This is a genomic window from Psychrosphaera sp., from assembly GCF_982872775.1.
In genome coordinates, this window is the sequence record NZ_CEYNSH010000023.1 from 16,149 (window position 1) to 33,764 (window position 17,616).

Genomic DNA, 17,616 nt, shown 5'->3' on the forward strand with positions numbered 1-17,616 from the left:
GGTCGTCAGATTGAGCGCCCAGATAGCTGGCGTGAATACGGCAATCCTTTTGAAATTTGCCGTCCAGAAAGCGTACAAGAAATTCCACTTTACGGTTATGTAGAAACTAAGTTTGATGAAAAAGGCCACATTGTTAAGCAATGGCACCCAAGTCGTGTCATTAAAGGTGTTCCATGGGACGTGCCGGTTGTCGGTTATGAAGGCACAAACGTAAACGTATTACGTTTATGGGAATCTCGTGCATCTGATTTCTTTAACTGGGACGTATTTAACGCCGGTGGTTACCACGATTCTCACCGTGAGAACGTAGAAGCAGAAACAATTTCAAAAGTTCTTTATCCAAATGATGAAACCGATGCTGGTAAAGAGCTACGTTTAATTCAGCAATACTTCTTTAGCGCGTGTTCATTAAAAGACATCATCCGTCGTTACCAACGTGTTCACAAAGATGATTGGAGCAAATTCAGTGCTCAAGTAGCCGTTCAATTGAACGATACTCACCCAGCTATCGCGATTCCAGAGTTAATGCGTATCTTAGTTGACGAACATAACATCGATTGGGATACCGCTTGGACAATTAGTCGTGAAACCTTCTCATATACGAACCACACTTTACTTCCAGAAGCGTTAGAAAAGTGGTCAGTTAGACTATTCGAAAAAGTGTTGCCACGTCACTTAGAGATCATTTACGAAATCAACCGTCGCTTCCTTGAAGAAGAAGTTGAAGCTAAGTGGCCAGGCAATGACGATATTAAAGCTAAGCTTTCTATCATCGAAGAAGGTCATGAGCGTATGGTACGCATGGGTAACCTAAGTGTTATTGGTTCGAACAAAGTAAATGGTGTAGCTGAAGTTCACTCTGCGTTGGTTAAAACGGATTTATTCCCAGAATTTGACGCGTTATGGCCAAACAAATTAACGAACGTTACCAATGGTGTGACGCCACGTCGTTGGATTAAAGCTTGTAACCCTAAGTTAAGTCAGTTGATTGACGAGACGGTAGGTACAGAGTGGCCAACAAACCTAGAGTTACTGCGTAAGCTGGACAAAAAAGCAGACAACGCTAAGTTCCAGAAAACGTACATGGATATCAAACACGAAAATAAAGTTGAGTTAACAAAAGTCATTAAAGAGTTAACTGATATTGATGTCGATCCAACTGCAATTTTTGACATTCAAATTAAGCGTTTACACGAGTATAAGCGTCAGCACCTTAACTTATTGCACATCATGGCGTTATACCGTCGCTTATTACAAAATCCAGATTACGACATGCACCCACGAGTATTCGTATTTGGAGCGAAAGCAGCGCCAGGTTATGCATTGGCAAAAGACATCATTTATGCGATCAACAAAGTTGCTGAAAAGGTAAACAATGACGAGCGTATTAAAGGCAAACTGAAAGTTGTATTTTTACCAAACTACCGTGTTTCACTTGCTGAGAAAATGATTCCGGCGGCGGATGTGTCTGAACAAATCTCTACGGCAGGTAAAGAAGCATCAGGTACTGGTAACATGAAGCTTGCAATGAACGGTGCTATCACTATCGGTACGTTAGACGGTGCAAACATTGAAATCGCTGAAGAAGTCGGCGAAGAAAATGTCGTTATCTTCGGTCTGACGGTAGATGAAGTAAAAGCGGTTAAAAAAGCGGGCTATAGTCCTTGGGATTATTATTACGCAAATCCAGAGATCAAAGCAGTATTAGACTGGTTTGAAACTGATTACTTCACGCCAGGCAAACCAGGCGAACTCGCTTCTATTAAGCATAGCTTGTTAGACGGTGGTGACCCGTATCTTTGTTTAGCTGACTTTGAGTCGTACTCAAAAGCACAAGAACAAATTGATGCGAAATACAAAGACGCGAAAGGTTGGGCACGCAGCGCAATCTTAAACACAGCGTACATGGGTAAGTTTAACTCTGACCGTTCTATCCAAGATTATGTTGATAGAATCTGGAAGTTAAAGTCTTACAAAGCACAGTAAGAATCTAATCTATGATAAAGCCCGGCATTTGCTGGGCTTTTTTGTTACTATCTACCGAAATTTGTATATTTAGTTTTAAATGTTTTATCAAAGTTGTAGGCAGGAGCGTTATGCAAGATTTATTCAAAACAGATTTTCTTTCGGTAACACGTGATAATGAGTGGCATTTAGAGCCATTCGAAGTTGAACATTCCGATTACAATATTTCTGTTTGGGACACAGGCGTGATGCATATCGAGCCAAAAGCGCCTACTGATACAAAACGTTGTTATATTTTTTCTTGTGCGGTACATGGTAACGAGACGGCACCCATCGAAATCTGTAATGACATCATCCAGGAAATACTTCACAGCAAAACAGCAATTACTCAGCCTGTGCTGTTTATATTTGGTAACCCAGCGTCAATTAACATCGGCAAGCGTTTTGTCGAAGAAAACATGAATCGCTTGTTTAGTGGGCACCATTCTTCAGCAGATGAAAATGGTTACAGGAACAAAGAATGTGAACGCGCTGCAAAACTAGAGCAATATGTAACTCGTTTTTTTGGTTTATATCCTACCTGGCACCGAACGCATTACGATTTGCATACGGCCATTCGTGACTCAGCTCATGAAAAGTTTGCTGTTTACCCATATCTGCACGGTAAAAACTGGCAAAAACAACAATTCGAAATTTTGCGTGCAATGGGAGTTACCACCTTTTTATTAATGGAAAAGCCTGCGACGACGTTCAGCTACTATTCCTCGAAGGAACACGGTGCTGAGGCATTCACCGTGGAACTTGGTAAAGTGCGACCGTTTGGTGAAAATGATCAAACTAAATTTGCGGCTGCTAAACAAACCCTGGTTGAATTACTAAAGGGTAAACTGTTTGATGGTGAAGAGTTTGACGCCAAAAACTATCAAATAATGACAGTAAATAGAGAAATCATTAAACACAACGACTCATTTGAGCTATGTTTTAGCGATGATGTCGCTAACTTCACTCAATTCAGTAAAGGCGAAGTGTTGGCGAAAGAAGATGGCTCACCAATTGAAGTTGAAATTGAAGGTGAAGCCATTGTGTTTCCGAACGCCAAAGTTGCCAATGGACAGCGTGCATTGTTGACGGTTGTGCCAAAAGATATTTCAGACTCTTTAAGCTAATTTAGCCTATCTATTAGCCAGGCCAAAGAATAAAGCCCGATGTCATTCATCGGGTTTTCTAATTCATTTATCCTAAAAGCTACGTATTACCTGTCCTTACCGGGTTATAAAATATCCAAAAGTGGCAATTTTTCTTCACACTTCTCATTTCTAAACTATTTACTCTAAATTTTCTAAAAATTGAACCCGATACACGACCCGGGTAAAGTCCTTTGCATCATAAAAAATATAACAAAAAATCAGCAAAGCTCAGTTTTAAAGAGTTTTGAACAAGGGGACAAGTCAAGTATGGCTAAGCTATTAAACGTCGACAACCCAAACAATACTTCTAAGGAAGATACCTTAGAATTAGCGTTTGTTGGTGAGCACGCTTTATCTATTCCTACATTTAAAATGTTGGACGAAAACGGCGAGTTGTATAAAGGTGCAATTAAGTCATCTATGGACAAAGAAACCGCCATTCGTATATATGAAACGATGCGTTTTATACGTGTGTTTGATGAACGTATGTTAGCGGCACAACGACAGGGTCGAATCAGTTTCTATATGCAGTGTCTTGGTGAAGAAGCGGCCGTTACTGGTTCTGCAGCTGCACTTGAAGATCAAGACATGATCTTTGCACAATATCGTGAACAAGCCGCATTAGCGTACCGTGGTTTCACGTTAGAACAGTTCATGCATCAAAACTTTTCTAATGAGAAGGACTTTGGTAAAGGCCGTCAGATGCCTATTCATTACGGCTCAAAAGAGCTGAACTACTCTACGATATCTTCTCCTTTAGGTACGCAGATCCCACAAGCCGCAGGTTATGCATATGGTCAAAAGCTTAAAGGCAACAAAGCAACAACTATTTGTTACTTTGGTGAAGGTGCTGCATCTGAAGGTGATTTCCATGCTGGCTTAAATATGGCCGCGGTCCATAAAGCACCGGTTTTGTTCTTTGCAAGAAACAACGGATATGCGATCTCGACGCCGGCCCATGAGCAATTCAAAGGTGACGGTATTGCGGTGCGTGGTGTCGGCTATGGCATGAAAACAATTCGTGTTGATGGTGTGGATGCGTTAGCAGTCTATGAAGCCGTAAAAATGGCTCGAGAATATGCAGTTGAGAATAATGAACCTGTTCTTATCGAGTCGATTGCATACCGTTTAGCTGCGCACTCTAGCTCAGATGATCCAACGGGATATCGTGAAAAAGAAGAAGAAGAAACTTTCAGAGCAAATTGTCCAATAGAACGCTTTAAAAAGTATATGCTAAAACAAGGCTGGTTAGACGAAGCGGAAGACGAAAAAGCGAAAGAAGAAATTAAGGCTCAAGTGCTTAATGCATTAAAAGTGGCTGAGAAAGTATCCAAGCCTGCTTTAGAAGAAATCGTTACCGATGTTTACGAAACGGTTCCGGCGCACTTACAAAAACAATATGAACAACTAAAACAACATATCCAAAAGTATCCAGAGTCTTATCCAGCAACATCTGGTCGTTTAGGGGAGACGAAGTAATGGCAAAGATGAATATGCTGCAGGCAATTAACTCTGCACTTACAATCGCAATGGAAGAACATGAAAATGCATGTGTTTTTGGAGAGGACGTTGGTGCATTTGGCGGTGTTTTCCGTGCAACAAGTGGTCTTCAGGAAAAGTTTGGTAAAGATCGTGTATTTAATACGCCTTTAGTTGAGCAAGGTATTCTTGGTTTCGCAAATGGTTTGGCAGCGCAAGGCACGCTTGCAATAGCAGAGATTCAATTTGCTGATTATATTTTTCCAGCGTTCGACCAAATCGTAAATGAAACAGCAAAATTCCGTTTCCGCTCAGGTAACGAATTTAATGTTGGTAACCTTGTCATAAGAACGCCTTACGGAGGCGGTATTCACGGTGGTTTATATCATTCGCAATCACCAGAAGCATATTTTGCTCATACACCGGGTCTTAAACTAGTGTTTCCACGAAACGCCTATCAAGCAAAAGGCTTGTTGGCAGCGAGTTTAGAAAGTAACGACCCAGTAATCTTTTTCGAGCCTAAGCGTTTATATCGCGCCTCAGTTGGTGATGTTCCAGAAGAGAAGTACAGTATCGAATTAGGTAAGGCAGAAGTCGTTAAACAAGGTAATGACGTAACCTTGTTAGCTTGGGGTGCTCAGGTAGAGATGCTAGAAAAAGCCGCAGAAATGGCAGAAAAAGACGGTATCTCTTGTGAAGTTATCGATTTGAGAACGGTACTTCCTTGGGATGTAGAAACAGTTACCCAATCAGTATTAAAAACGGGACGACTCGTTGTATCACAAGAAGCGCCACTAACTGGTGGTTTTGCATCAGAGATAGCGGCGACGGTACAGCAAGAGTGTTTCTTACACCTTGAGTCTCCTATTGAGCGTGTTTGTGGTTTGGATACGCCTTATCCGCTTGCACACGAAAAAGAATATATGGCCGATCACCTAAAAGTGTATGAAGCCATTAAACGTTCGATAGATTACTAATCAGGTTGGAGTTAAAAATGAGTGTAGATTTTATTTTACCTGATATTGGTGAAGGTATTGTTGAATGTGAAGTAGTTGAGTGGTTAGTAGCTGAAGGCGACGTCATTAAAGAAGACCAACCAATTTGTGAAGTGATGACTGACAAAGCAATGGTAGAAATCCCTGCAAAAGCAGACGGGGTAGTCAGCAAGCTTTACTATCAAAAAGGCGAGATAGCGATTGTAGGTCAGCCTTTGTTTGCAGTTAATGAGGATGGGAATTCAGTGCCGAACAACGCGGAACGCATTGCCGATCAAGCTACCGAGCAAACGTCAAACAAAGTATCGGCAACGCCAACTGTTGAAACACAGCAGTCTAGTTCGAACGGCCAAGTAGAAGACTTCCTATTGCCTGATATTGGCGAGGGAATTGTTGAGTGTGAAGTCGTTGAATGGTTAGTTTCAGAAGGTGATGAAGTAAAAGAAGACCAACCTATTTGTGAAGTAATGACTGATAAAGCGATGGTAGAAATTCCAGCCAAAAGTGACGGTATTATTAGCAAACTGTATTATCAGAAAGGTGAAGTCGCCATCGTACATCAACCGCTGTTTGCAATAACAACGTCGGGGGGCGAAGCACCAACGAACAATGCTGGGTCAGATTCAACAAAACCAGCTGCGCCATCGGTGAAGTCTCAACCTAATGACACTTTAACTAAGAACAATGCAGCATCGGCTGACAGTACGACGTACGTCAATAAAAAAGCGGTCGCTTCTCCAGCTGTACGTCGTCGAGCACGTGAAATGAATATTGATATTCGCCAAGTAAAAGGCTCTGGTAAAAACGGACGTGTTTATAAGGAAGATTTACAAGACTTCCTAAATGGCAAACAAAGGCCTGAACAGACTACTTCTACGGAATCCTCGGCGCAGGCAGCAACGACTTCTCTGTCAGAGGCTAACCGAGTAGAGCCTATCAAAGGCGTTAAGGCGGCTATGGCTAAAGCGATGCAAGAGTCTGTATCAACGATTCCACATTTCACTTACTCAGATGAAATTGATCTGACAGAATTGGTTAAGCTTCGTAAGAAGTTAAAGCCAGAGTATGAGAAACAGGACATTAAACTGACAATGATGCCGTTTTTCATGAAAGCATTGTCGTTAGCGATCAAAGAGTTTCCAATTATGAACTCACAGCCAAACAAAGACTGTACTGAATTGACGTACTTCAATGACCATAATATTGGTATGGCTGTCGACTCTAAGGTTGGTTTGTTGGTACCAAATATTAAAGGGTGTCAATCACTTAGTATCAAAGATATTGCTGTTAAAGTTGGTGAATTAACCTCTCAGGCGAGAGCCGGTCGATTATCGCCTGAGCAATTAAAAGGCGGTACAATTTCAATTTCTAATATTGGTGCGCTTGGTGGTACAACAGCGACACCTATAATTAATAAACCAGAAGTTGCTATTGTCGCGTTAGGCAAGATGCAAACATTACCTAGATTTAATGAGAATGGTGACGTCGAAGCCCGTCAGATTATGACGGTGAGTTGGTCTGGTGATCATAGAATCATTGATGGTGGCACGATAGCTAGATTCAATAATCTTTGGACTCGCTACTTAGAAGATCCAAGTACGATGTTAATGGCGATGTCGTGAACCCATTAGCCAATCATTAAAAATATAAAACCCCCAACTTGAAACAAATTGGGGGTTTTTATTTATGTACACTACATGGTGTCTATTTATAATTTAAGTACGACTTTAACATCACCAGAGACTTTACTTGCATCAACAAAGCTAATGGTATTGGGATTAGAGGCGACTAACTTAATAGCCTCATCAGCATTCGGTACCTCTTGTGGTGGGGTCCCTTTACCGGTAAATACGAGTTTTGACCAATAAGCCTTTAATTGGCTTTCACTTCGATTTAGTGCTTTGGAATTAAATTCCTTGGTTACATCATTGCCAGCGGCTAGGTTTACTGGAATGATTTGATTGCCATTCGGAAATGACTTCATTTTACCAGTAAATATCCTCGCAACTGATTTTGCATCTAATGCAGAATCATTAGAGGGGTGCACAATGACCGCAACATCTGCAAAGCTAGCACTACTAAATGCAATTATTGAAGCTAAACATATTTTTTTAATCATCAGTTTCTCCTAAAAAACTAAATCTATACTTGAAGAAAGCGACTTGCTGTCACCAGCTACGGCATAATCAAAAGAATTATCTTTTACATCATCATATTGTAGTTTAAATGCGGCAGAAGGGTGAAAATCATACCTAAAACCTACAGAGGTAGTATTGTGATCTTCTCCATCAGCGATTACTGAGCCATCTAAAAAGTTTCCGGTTTGGTCAAGCTCTGAATATGCTAAAAAGGGCGTGAAACCATCAAAGTTGTAACCAACACTGACCATCAAAGAGTCAAGTTGTCCGTCATCATCCAGCTCTAACTGGTTCAACTCGGTCAGAACAAAAGCTTGACCAAACGTCATATTCAGCGCTAAACCTAAAAATGTTCCGTCCCTTTCAGTCTTGCCACCCCATGTAGTTGGAACACCTGAACGTGTACGTTCATTTGTATAGGTCATCGCGGTGCCACGTATTTCAAGCCACTCATTACTTAAGTTTAATACGGCTCCCAAAATGTCTTTCCATTCTTCAGTAGTTGGCTCTAAAAAGAAAAATTGGCTTAAAAGCCGGTTGTTTTCACTTTTCTCTGACCCTGTGTAAAAGTTCGCAGCTAAACTCCAATCGTTTAAAGCGCCTTGATATAAAAGATTGACCCCATTGTAATTAAAAACTTGCCACGTATAAGTATCTGCAGGTGGTCGAATCCATGTGTAAGCAAATCCAACGTCATAAAAATCCGAATAGTAGAATAGGGGAAGGCGCTTTTTGCCAACTTGAAGTGTCCAGTTTGGGTTGAGTTCGTATGACAAGAATGCCCACTCAAGGCTAGCATCGAAGTCATCAGCGCCCCTTGCAACCACTTGAGCAGTAGCGGTTAACTTATCGGCCAAATCTGCCTGAACCTGTAAACCAAATAAACTTTCTTGTCGAAAGGACCATTCTTCACCATAAGCGGACACAATGGGATAGTCAGCTAAAAAAGTAGGCGGAACATCGTATTGAGGAACACCATCGCCGCTGAGTACTTTACCGGCCGTTATGCTAGCAAAACCTGTAAAATTTACATCAGCGGATACCAATGGCGAACATAAAAGTAGAGTTGTAACAGCTAATTTTAGTTTTTTCATCGTACATTACCCTTGTTGTGTATCAATAAGGTATATACGTAAAATTAGTTTTCGCAATTTTTTGGCAAAAAAAAAGCACATCATTTGATGTGCTTTCTCTTTAATACTGGTGGAGGGAGGTGGATTCGAACCACCGAAGGCAGAGCCGTCAGATTTACAGTCTGATCCCTTTGGCCACTCGGGAACCCCTCCGAACGATGCGCATAATATCAAATGAATTAGGGATGTAAACAAATTATTAAAGTTTTTGAACGGTTTGCCGATTAAGTGACTAAATAAGCATCGAAGCAGTAGAATGAGTTCACATATTAACCAATCAAACTCAATTAATGATGAGCATTACAAAGAGCCAGGAATGAATAACCATGTTATTCGTGAGAGCGCTTTTTACAATGAAATAGCCGAGTCAGCGCGTACGTCTAATAAGTGTCAGTTTGACTTGTTGCTTGCAATGGTGAGCGAAGATGCTACCGATTTCGATGAGTTTCATCAAATCCAAACACCCTCAAACATAAACGATTCTGATCTTTACAAAAATTTTGAGGTTTCACCTAAAAAAATCTATCAAGAACCTGACCATAAACGCTCTCTTAGTCAAAACGAACGAGTGCAAGCGAAATGCTTTAAAGACGTGCAACTTGATTTAATGATGAATCAGGAAGGGTTAGTGATAGGAAATAGTGTCAGTGACCAAATGGTTTTTGCTAATACGGACTACAATACGCGAGTCAAAAACAAGGACTTTTATAACCGTAAAAGTAACAAACAACCCAGTGAAACAGAAGTGAATAATGATGCACCTAAAGCAAATATACACGATGTTTTGAGACCTAATAGTATGGATGTAGACGCTTGGTTTAAAACACTTTCACAAGCAAGAAGTTTAGACTTAGTGAGCTAGAACTGGTTATAATCAGTACTTAATAATTTCGCTAATTAAGTATCGCTGTTTATGATCAAAAGAATTTCGAAGCAACACGTCGTCGATGCCACCGTTTTAGATTTTTGTCGAGAGTTGTCCACACCAAATCATTCGAGCATACCGTTTAGCGGTGAGGTTGATACCGCGTACTCTTCGAGACTTTCTCAATCAACAGATAACAGCGTATATCAAGCTGTTCCTCAAGCAATTTTGTTCCCAAAGTCAACCGACGATTTACTGGCCATCACTGAATTAGCGAATGATAAGAGATACCAAGGATTAAAATTCACTCCCAAAGGAGGTGGAACAGGCACAAACGGCCAAGCGCTAACCGATCATATTATCGTCGATATGTCACGGTACATGCGTGAGATTCTTGAATTTAACGAGCAAGAAGGCTGGGTGAGAGTTCAATCAGGTGTGATAAAAGACCAGCTAAATGACTTCTTGAGGCCTTTTGGGTATTTTTTTGCACCCGATTTATCTACATCAAATAGAGCGACCATCGGTGGCATGATTAATACCGACGCTTCTGGTCAAGGCTCATTAGTTTATGGCAAAACCAGCGACCATGTATTAGGCCTTACAGCTGTGTTAATTTCGGGTGATTTGCTAGAAACAAAACGATTACCATTGTCGGATGCAAAGGTAATTGGTCACTCCGAAAACCCAGTCTCCAATCTATATAAACAAGCCATCGACACCTGTGAGAATAACCGTCAGGATATTCTAAGTACATTCCCGCGGCTAAATCGTTTTCTAACTGGTTATGATTTGGAAAACGTATTTGATGATAAATTAGAAACGTTTGATATCGGACGCTTGTTAACTGGGTCAGAGGGTACGTTGGCGTTCATCACAGAAGCAAAGTTAAATGTAACCCCCATACCTAAGTTCAAAACGATGTTAAACATCAGCTACGATAGTTTTGATTCTGCGCTTAGGAACTCTCCGTTTTTGGTGGAAGCGAATGCAACATCGGTAGAGACAATTGATAGTAAAGTCTTGGGGTTGGCTAAAGCTGACGTGGTTTGGAACGATGTTAAAAATATGGTCCACCAGTCTACTGAAGTAGGTATCGAGGGACTAAACATAGTCGAGTTCAACGACGAAGATGAGACTGCCCAAAATCAAAAAGTGGATGCATTGTGCCGTCGTTTAGATGAATTAATTTCGACAAACCAAGCGGGGGTTATCGGCTATAAGCTGACAACCTCATTGCAGGAAATGCAAAAAGTATATGCGATGCGGAAAAAGTCGGTCGGACTATTAGGCAACGTTGAAGGAAATAAAAAGCCTATTGCCTTTGCAGAGGATACCGCAGTACCACCTGAGCATTTAGCCGACTTTATTGCCGAATTTAGAGCCTTATTAGACAGTCACCAACTTGATTATGGTATGTTTGGCCATGTTGACGCTGGTGTATTGCACGTTCGGCCTGCACTGGATTTAATGGATCCAAACCAGGAAGTCTTATTGCGTAAAATTTCGGACCAAGTCGTAAAGCTAACCGCAAAGTACAAAGGGTTGATGTGGGGCGAACACGGGAAAGGCTTTCGTAGTGAGTATGGCCCTGAGTTCTTTGGTGAAAAGCTATTTAAAGAAATTCGAAAAATTAAGTCTGTTTTCGACCCAAACAATAGATTAAACCCTGGCAAAATATGTACCCCTCTTGAGTCTACGGATTCAATCGTAAGCGTAGACGCTGTAAAGCGCGCAAATTTTGATAAACAAATACCAATTCAAAATAGAGAGGTATTTGCGAACACCATCAATTGTAATGGCAATGGCCTTTGTTTCAATTATGACGCTGATAGTGTCATGTGCCCATCATACAAACAGTCAGCGGATCGTAGAATGTCGCCTAAAGGTAGAGCAACGTTGATGCGAGAATGGCTGCGTTTACAAGGCGATAATGTAAACGTTAGTGCAAACGCATTTTCTTCTCATTGGTTTATGCAACTATTGCGTACACCATTCAAACTCGTATCGACATTGCGTTCTAAAGCTGGGGTTTATGATTTTAATGATGAAGTCAAAGAGAGTATGGATGCTTGTTTAGCATGTAAAGCTTGTACCTCAGCTTGCCCTGTGAAAGTGGATGTTCCAACATTTAGAAGTGAATTTTTACAAGCTTACTATTTGAGATATTTTAGAAAATTTAGTGATCACATGGTTGCAAATGTTGAAACCTTAATGCCATTTCTAAGCAAATTCAGTGGTATTTCAAATATATTAATGAGCAACCCTATATCTAGATTTATAACTGAAAAGTGGGTTGGTTACATTGATGCACCTCAATTGACCAAAACACCCGAACAGCGTTTGCCTTCTGAGTTTATTTATCATGAAAAGCAAGACGAAGTACTAAAACAAACACCTAATGTCGTGTTCATAGCCCAAGACGCATTTACCAGTAGTTTTGAGTCTGATTTAGTTGTCGACACGGTGCAGGTATTAGACTTCCTTGGCTTTAAGCCAATCCTTTTACCATTTGTTGCTAACGGCAAACCGCAACACGTAAAAGGCTTTTTAACTAAGTTTAAAGAAACCGCTACCAGAGCCTCCAAGTTTTATAATCGGATAGCAACCCTTGGCCACCCAATTGTTGGGTTAGATGCATCCATGACATTGGCTTATAGAGACGAATATCCAAAAGCGTTAGGAAACAACACCGTTCAATTCAATATCGAATTGCTCAGTGAATGGTTAGTGAAACAAACCTTCCCGGTGATTGAGGGGGGCCTAAAACTTTCTGAAAAAGGTACTAACGGTTCATTCAACGTACTCACTCACTGTACAGAAAAATCGCTGTTAAACGAAAGCCCTCAGCACTGGCCGACGATTTTTAACACTCTAGGACTGAGTGCGTCACCACAAGCAAGTGGTTGCTGTGGTATGGCAGGGACTTTTGGCCACGAAAAAGATAATCAAGTTGCCTCTAAAGAGCTCTTTGATATGAGTTGGAAGCCAGCATTAGAGGCTATTGAAAATAATGGAAATCAGCCGCTCGCAACGGGTTTTAGCTGTCGTTGCCAAGCCAAGCGCTTTTCAGGAAAACCAATTCTGCACCCAGTCCAATTGCTAGCTCAATTGATATCTGATGGAAGGCTGGCGAAAATAGATTAAACGCGCTTCATCCCAATGAACTGCAACTTTTAAAAAGAAAGGACCATTTTTAAATGGAATTACAACATTATTACGTTGAATTTTTAACCATTGCTTTAGCGCATTTAATTGCTGTGGCAAGTCCGGGACCAGACTTTGCCGTTGTATTAAAGCACTCTATCAAATACGGCAGACAAACAGCTTTAATTACAAGTGTGGGTGTGGGCAGTGCAATTTTGATTCACGTGGCGTACGCATTGGCGGGGATAGGGCTAATAATTAATAGTACGCCGTGGCTTTATGATGTGTTGATTATCATCGCAGCTACGTTTCTGATTTACCTCGGGTGGGGCGCAGTCCGTTCACCAGCATCCGATGCGTTAGAATCGCCTGAAATAAAAGAAAAACCACACACTGGTGTTAAACACTCTAATTCAGATCAGTTATCAATGAGAAAAGCGTTTATCATTGGATTTATGACTAATGGCCTAAACCCAAAGGCGACATTATTCTTTCTATCACTTTTTACCGTCGTCATATCTGCAGAGACACCAATGGTCGTTAAGGGCGTATATGGCGTTTATTTAGCTATGGCTACTGCGGTTTGGTTTAGCTTTTTATCGTTGATGTTAACTCAACAAAAAGTCAGGAATGTTTTTTTAAAAAAAGGATACCTATTTGATAGGGTGATGGGATGGGTGTTGATCGCTCTGGCTCTCCATATCATAGTAAGTCAATTCTTTTTAAGTTAAACAATGGTTTAGGCTGTGAGTAACAGGTTTTTCTCATAAAAAAGGAAGAGCGAATTGCTCTTCCTATTAACATATAAAAATATACTCTTAGTTTTTATTTAGTATTGTAAATCACTGTATCAAACTGATTAAATTTTGATGACGTGTCAGCAATTTGATCTTCAATATCGTTTAGCCTTTCAACTTCATCACAGAGATATTCAACCTTTTCTTCCAGTAACTCTGCTTGTTCTTCGATTTGGGCTTCAATTCGCTCATCAAGTCCATCTAAATGCTCGAGGCTGCCTTCTCCTTCAGTCATTGCCTTTCCAACGAGTTGTAAGACGTTTCCAACCAAGCTAGGTACTAACTCTTCCATTATATCTTCAACGGCTTGGTCAATTTGCTTGTTGGCAAAATCTACATCAAGATCATTTGAAGAAAAATGGTAGGTTCCGTCTGCACGGCTGTATTCTTGTTGTAATGTATACTGCAATTCAGAAAACTTAGCTTCAATATCGTTATCGACTCCCAATTCTGTAAATGTTTTTGATAGGGCATCGCTGGCAACCTGAATCGAACCGACAACAATATCGTTGATTTTAGGCACTAAACTACGAGTGCTATATGCATAATCAGAAATCAACGCTTCTTGTTCCGCTGAGAGTGACACGCGCTCACCTTTATAAAAGACCATATTGTCTTTATAAATATCGTAAATGGTTTCGTTTCCAGAACGAATTAGAATGTGGTCTGGGGTAATCGTAACATCATTATTTAACTCGATATTACAGCTGTTATTTTCAAATCCACTGTCGTGTGACAAAGCCAAAGGTGAAGAAAGCATCAAAGTTAACGCACTTAAACCAATTAATATTTTATTATTCATTTTAGTTTCCTTTATATTCAACTTGAATTAACTCACATGTTTTTAATAGAGACATTGCAGTTAATTAATCTGACTTTTGGTTTATATGTAATCAAGTAATATACCAACTATATGTTACTGTTTTTATTGAGCTTTTATTTCAGGGCGAATTTGTTATTTAGAAAGATCGTCAAAAAGTCGTTTATTTGACCACTATTTAGTGGGCTTTATACAGTGGCGGATTACTGTACAAACAATCTAATTTTCTTAGCGCAAATCATATAGCTAGTGATATACTTCGGACCATTAAATGACAGAAACAGTTAAGTAAATCTTGTTCGGGTTTACATTTTCAAAAAGGATAAATAAATGGCGGAAACAGAAAATCGCCCATCCAATTTCATCAGAAATATCATTGATGCAGATTTAGCTTCAGGCAAATACGCGACAACTCATACGCGTTTTCCACCAGAACCGAATGGTTTTTTACATATAGGTCATGCCAAGTCTATCGTTTTAAACTTCGGTATCGCTCAAGATTATAATGGCCTGTGTAATCTACGTTTCGATGATACCAACCCAGAAAAAGAGAATATTGATTACGTACACGCTATCAAAGAAGACGTAAACTGGTTGGGCTTTAACTGGGACGGCGACATTTGTTATTCGTCCAACTACTTTGACCAACTTTTTGAATATGCGGTAGAGCTTATTAACAAAGGTTTGGCCTACGTAGACTTTTCTAGCCAAGAGCAAATTCGCGAGATGCGCGGTACGCTGAAAGCACCTGGCCAAAACAGTCCTTACCGTGACACAACACCTGAAGAAAACCTAAAGCATTTTGAAGATATGCGCGCTGGTAAATATAAAGAAGGTGAGTGTTGTTTACGCGCCAAGATTGACATGACGTCAAGCTTTATGTGTATGCGTGACCCTGTTATCTATCGAGTTCGCTTTGCACACCATCATCAGACAGGTGATAAATGGTGTATTTATCCAATGTACGACTTTACTCACTGTATTTCGGATGCCATTGAAAATATTACCCATTCACTTTGTACTTTAGAATTCCAAGACAACAGACGTTTATACGATTGGGTTTTGGACAATATTTCTATTGAATCACGCCCGCATCAATATGAGTTTTCTCGTTTAAACCTCGAATACACAATGATGTCTAAGCGTAAATTAAATGACTTGGTCGTACAAAATCATGTCAGCGGTTGGGATGACCCACGTATGCCTACTATTGCTGGTTTACGTCGTCGAGGTTATACACCAGCGTCAATTCGCGAATTCTGTAAGCGTATTGGTGTAACAAAAGTAGATAATACTGTTGAAATGGGCATGCTAGAAGCTTGTGTTCGTGAAGACTTGAATGAGAATGCACCTCGAGCAATGGCGGTAATGGATCCAATTAAATTGGTAATCGAAAACCTGCCAGACGATCACGTAGAATGGTTAGATGCTCCTAATCACCCAAACAAAGAAGAAATGGGCACTCGAAAGGTACCTTTCACTAAAGAAATCTTCATTGAAAGAGAAGACTTCCGTGAAAGTGCTAATAAGAAATATAAGCGTTTGGTATTAGAAAAAGAAGTACGTTTACGCAATGCTTATTTTGTTAAGGCGGTTCGCTTTGACGCAGATGAAGCCGGCAATGTCACGACGGTTTATTGTGAGTATGATCCAACGACGCTTGGTAAGTTACCAGCTGATGGTAGAAAGGCAAAAGGCGTCATACATTGGGTTTCTGCTTCACACGGCGTACCAGCAGAAATACGCGATTATGACCGCTTATTTACAGTACCAAATCCAGCGGCAGCAGAAGACTTCACTGAAGTTTTAAACCCTGAATCTTTGGTCATTCGCCAAGGTGTGATTGAGCCAAGTTTGGTTGACGCAGCACCACAACAAGGTTATCAATTTGAACGTCTTGGTTATTACTGTTTTGACGGTTCAAAGAACGAAGAAGGGCAGCTAATCTTCAATAAAACAGTGGGTTTAAGAGACTCTTGGGCTAAAGAAGAAAAGAAATAAAAACGAGTTTTTTGGTGGACTTAGTAGCCCGCCTCAAACCTATAAACAAAAAGACCGACTGTTTATTCAGTTCGGTCTTTTTTTATTAAGAGATTCAATGTTTCTCGTTATTAAATAGTGCTATTTAGAGTGTTAGTTATCATCAATTTAATTGAATAACTTGCACTGAGTTATCTTGTTGAACTGCACTCGAATCTTCCTCACTAACGAACGGAGTGATTTCCGGTGCATCAAACGCTACATCACCTTCCTCGGTTTCTTGTGAAAGGCTCTTAAAGTCGAATAATTCATTGTCGGCTAAATGACTCGGTACAACGTTTTTAACAGCATTAAACATACTTTCGATTCGGCCTGGATAAGACTTATCCCAGTCATTAAGCATCTGTTTAATTTGCTTTCTCTGCAAGTTTTCTTGAGAGCCACATAGGTTACAAGGAATAATAGGAAACGCCTTTGCTTCACTAAACTTCACAATGTCTTTTTCTTTGGCGTATGCAAGCGGTCGGATAATAACGTGTTCGTTGTTATCACTTTTTAGTTTAGGTGGCATTGATTTTAATTTACCACCGTGGAACATATTTAAAAATAACGTTTCTAGGATGTCATCACGATGATGACCAAGTGCAATTTTCGTTGCGCCTAGTTCTTTTGCAGTCCTATATAAAATCCCACGGCGTAGACGTGAGCATAGAGAGCATGTCGTTTTGCCTTCCGGAATTTTGTCTTTAACGATGGAATAGGTGTCTTCAGTAACGATCTTGTATTCGACACCGAGCTCTTTTAGATAAGCAGGAAGAATATGATCAGGAAAACCAGGTTGCTTTTGGTCGAGATTAACAGCAATTAGCTCAAATTTAACCGGCGCCGATTTTTGTAGGCTCATTAAAATGTCTAACATCGTATAGCTGTCTTTTCCGCCGGATAAGCAGACCATGATGCGATCACCATCTTCAATCATATTAAAGTCGGCAATAGCTTGTCCTACTTGTCTACGAATTCGCTTTTGTAACTTGTTAAAGTTGTACTGTTCTTTTGCTGCTGAACTTGTCATAAATACCCTCAAAAATCAGGGGCGCATTATAATCTTGT

General features: G+C 40.3%; 13 protein-coding genes and 1 tRNA gene. 9 read left to right on the forward strand and 5 right to left on the reverse strand.

The genetic code is table 11. The annotated features are described in order from the left end of the window. The 5 genes from AC4E96_RS08440 to AC4E96_RS08460 all read left to right on the forward strand — a co-directional run. Window positions 1-1,986, forward strand: a 1,986-nt coding sequence (locus AC4E96_RS08440) for a glycogen/starch/alpha-glucan phosphorylase (protein WP_490255502.1), incomplete at its 5' end; no start/stop codon positions are given. A 110-nt stretch (window positions 1,987-2,096) separates the two neighbouring features. Next, entirely contained in the window at window positions 2,097-3,131 is a 1,035-nt protein-coding gene (gene astE, locus AC4E96_RS08445) for a succinylglutamate desuccinylase (RefSeq protein WP_490255503.1), read from the forward strand. A gap of 288 nt (window positions 3,132-3,419) precedes the next feature. Further along, the gene (locus AC4E96_RS08450) at window positions 3,420-4,631 is read left to right on the forward strand and encodes a thiamine pyrophosphate-dependent dehydrogenase E1 component subunit alpha (protein WP_488032305.1); all 1,212 of its coding nucleotides are present in this window, start codon (window positions 3,420-3,422) and stop codon (window positions 4,629-4,631) included. Then, window positions 4,631-5,608 (forward strand): alpha-ketoacid dehydrogenase subunit beta, encoded by a 978-nt coding sequence (locus AC4E96_RS08455; protein WP_488032306.1) that lies wholly within the window; start codon window positions 4,631-4,633, stop codon window positions 5,606-5,608. The genes AC4E96_RS08450 and AC4E96_RS08455 overlap by 1 nt, the downstream gene beginning before the upstream one ends. Window positions 5,609-5,625: 17 nt before the next feature. Further along, the gene (locus AC4E96_RS08460; protein WP_490255504.1) at window positions 5,626-7,248 is read left to right on the forward strand and encodes a dihydrolipoyllysine-residue acetyltransferase; all 1,623 of its coding nucleotides are present in this window, start codon (window positions 5,626-5,628) and stop codon (window positions 7,246-7,248) included. A gap of 86 nt (window positions 7,249-7,334) precedes the next feature. Here the strand turns inward: AC4E96_RS08460 and AC4E96_RS08465 are convergent, their stop codons facing one another. From AC4E96_RS08465 to AC4E96_RS08475, 3 genes are all read right to left on the reverse strand, one after another. Continuing rightward, window positions 7,335-7,742 carry a type 2 periplasmic-binding domain-containing protein gene (locus AC4E96_RS08465; protein WP_488032333.1) on the reverse strand — a complete coding sequence of 136 codons (408 nt, stop codon included), beginning with the start codon at window positions 7,740-7,742 and terminating at the stop codon, window positions 7,335-7,337. A gap of 12 nt (window positions 7,743-7,754) precedes the next feature. Continuing rightward, window positions 7,755-8,858 carry a porin gene (locus tag AC4E96_RS08470; RefSeq protein WP_490255505.1) on the reverse strand — a complete coding sequence of 368 codons (1,104 nt, stop codon included), beginning with the start codon at window positions 8,856-8,858 and terminating at the stop codon, window positions 7,755-7,757. Between the two features lie 107 nt (window positions 8,859-8,965). Next, a tRNA-Tyr gene (locus AC4E96_RS08475) sits at window positions 8,966-9,050 on the reverse strand. Between the two features lie 103 nt (window positions 9,051-9,153). Here AC4E96_RS08475 and AC4E96_RS08480 point away from each other — a divergent pair. From AC4E96_RS08480 to AC4E96_RS08490, 3 genes are read left to right on the forward strand one after another with little or no spacing between them, the layout of a single operon-like run. Beyond that, window positions 9,154-9,759 (forward strand): VC2046/SO_2500 family protein, encoded by a 606-nt coding sequence (locus tag AC4E96_RS08480; protein WP_488032309.1) that lies wholly within the window; start codon window positions 9,154-9,156, stop codon window positions 9,757-9,759. 51 nt (window positions 9,760-9,810) lie between these two features. After that, window positions 9,811-12,909: a D-2-hydroxyglutarate dehydrogenase YdiJ gene (gene ydiJ / locus AC4E96_RS08485; RefSeq protein WP_490255506.1), complete on the forward strand. Its 3,099-nt coding sequence runs from the start codon at window positions 9,811-9,813 to the stop codon at window positions 12,907-12,909. A 53-nt stretch (window positions 12,910-12,962) separates the two neighbouring features. Then, window positions 12,963-13,640, forward strand: a complete 678-nt coding sequence (locus AC4E96_RS08490) for a LysE family translocator (RefSeq protein WP_490255507.1) — start codon at window positions 12,963-12,965, stop codon at window positions 13,638-13,640. 94 nt (window positions 13,641-13,734) lie between these two features. Here AC4E96_RS08490 and AC4E96_RS08495 read toward each other — a convergent pair whose 3' ends face one another. After that, complete coding sequence (locus AC4E96_RS08495) at window positions 13,735-14,508, reverse strand: DUF2884 family protein (RefSeq protein WP_488032312.1); 774 nt, start codon at window positions 14,506-14,508, stop codon at window positions 13,735-13,737. Window positions 14,509-14,856: 348 nt separating this feature from the next. Here AC4E96_RS08495 and glnS point away from each other — a divergent pair, with 348 nt between their 5' ends. Continuing rightward, on the forward strand, window positions 14,857-16,527 hold the full coding sequence (gene glnS / locus AC4E96_RS08500) for a glutamine--tRNA ligase (protein ID WP_488032313.1): 1,671 nt from the start codon (window positions 14,857-14,859) through the stop codon (window positions 16,525-16,527). A 142-nt stretch (window positions 16,528-16,669) separates the two neighbouring features. On the opposite strand, the gene ttcA is transcribed toward glnS, so the two are convergent. Then, the gene (gene ttcA / locus AC4E96_RS08505) at window positions 16,670-17,578 is read right to left on the reverse strand and encodes a tRNA 2-thiocytidine(32) synthetase TtcA (RefSeq protein ID WP_490255508.1); all 909 of its coding nucleotides are present in this window, start codon (window positions 17,576-17,578) and stop codon (window positions 16,670-16,672) included. Window positions 17,579-17,616 lie beyond the last annotated feature (38 nt).

Excerpts from the sequence above, each read along its gene's own strand:
- AC4E96_RS08450 (WP_488032305.1), top strand. The coding sequence starts at position 3,420 with ATGGCTAAGCTATTAAACGTCGACAACCCAAACAATACTTCTAAGGAA.
- AC4E96_RS08490 (WP_490255507.1), top strand. The coding sequence starts at position 12,963 with ATGGAATTACAACATTATTACGTTGAATTTTTAACCATTGCTTTAGCG.
- ydiJ (WP_490255506.1), top strand. The coding sequence starts at position 9,811 with ATGATCAAAAGAATTTCGAAGCAACACGTCGTCGATGCCACCGTTTTA.
- ttcA (WP_490255508.1), bottom strand. The coding sequence starts at position 17,578 with ATGACAAGTTCAGCAGCAAAAGAACAGTACAACTTTAACAAGTTACAA.
- glnS (WP_488032313.1), top strand. The coding sequence starts at position 14,857 with ATGGCGGAAACAGAAAATCGCCCATCCAATTTCATCAGAAATATCATT.
- AC4E96_RS08470 (WP_490255505.1), bottom strand. The coding sequence starts at position 8,858 with ATGAAAAAACTAAAATTAGCTGTTACAACTCTACTTTTATGTTCGCCA.
- AC4E96_RS08480 (WP_488032309.1), top strand. The coding sequence starts at position 9,154 with ATGAGTTCACATATTAACCAATCAAACTCAATTAATGATGAGCATTAC.
- astE (WP_490255503.1), top strand. The coding sequence starts at position 2,097 with ATGCAAGATTTATTCAAAACAGATTTTCTTTCGGTAACACGTGATAAT.
- AC4E96_RS08455 (WP_488032306.1), top strand. The coding sequence starts at position 4,631 with ATGGCAAAGATGAATATGCTGCAGGCAATTAACTCTGCACTTACAATC.
- AC4E96_RS08460 (WP_490255504.1), top strand. The coding sequence starts at position 5,626 with ATGAGTGTAGATTTTATTTTACCTGATATTGGTGAAGGTATTGTTGAA.
- AC4E96_RS08495 (WP_488032312.1), bottom strand. The coding sequence starts at position 14,508 with ATGAATAATAAAATATTAATTGGTTTAAGTGCGTTAACTTTGATGCTT.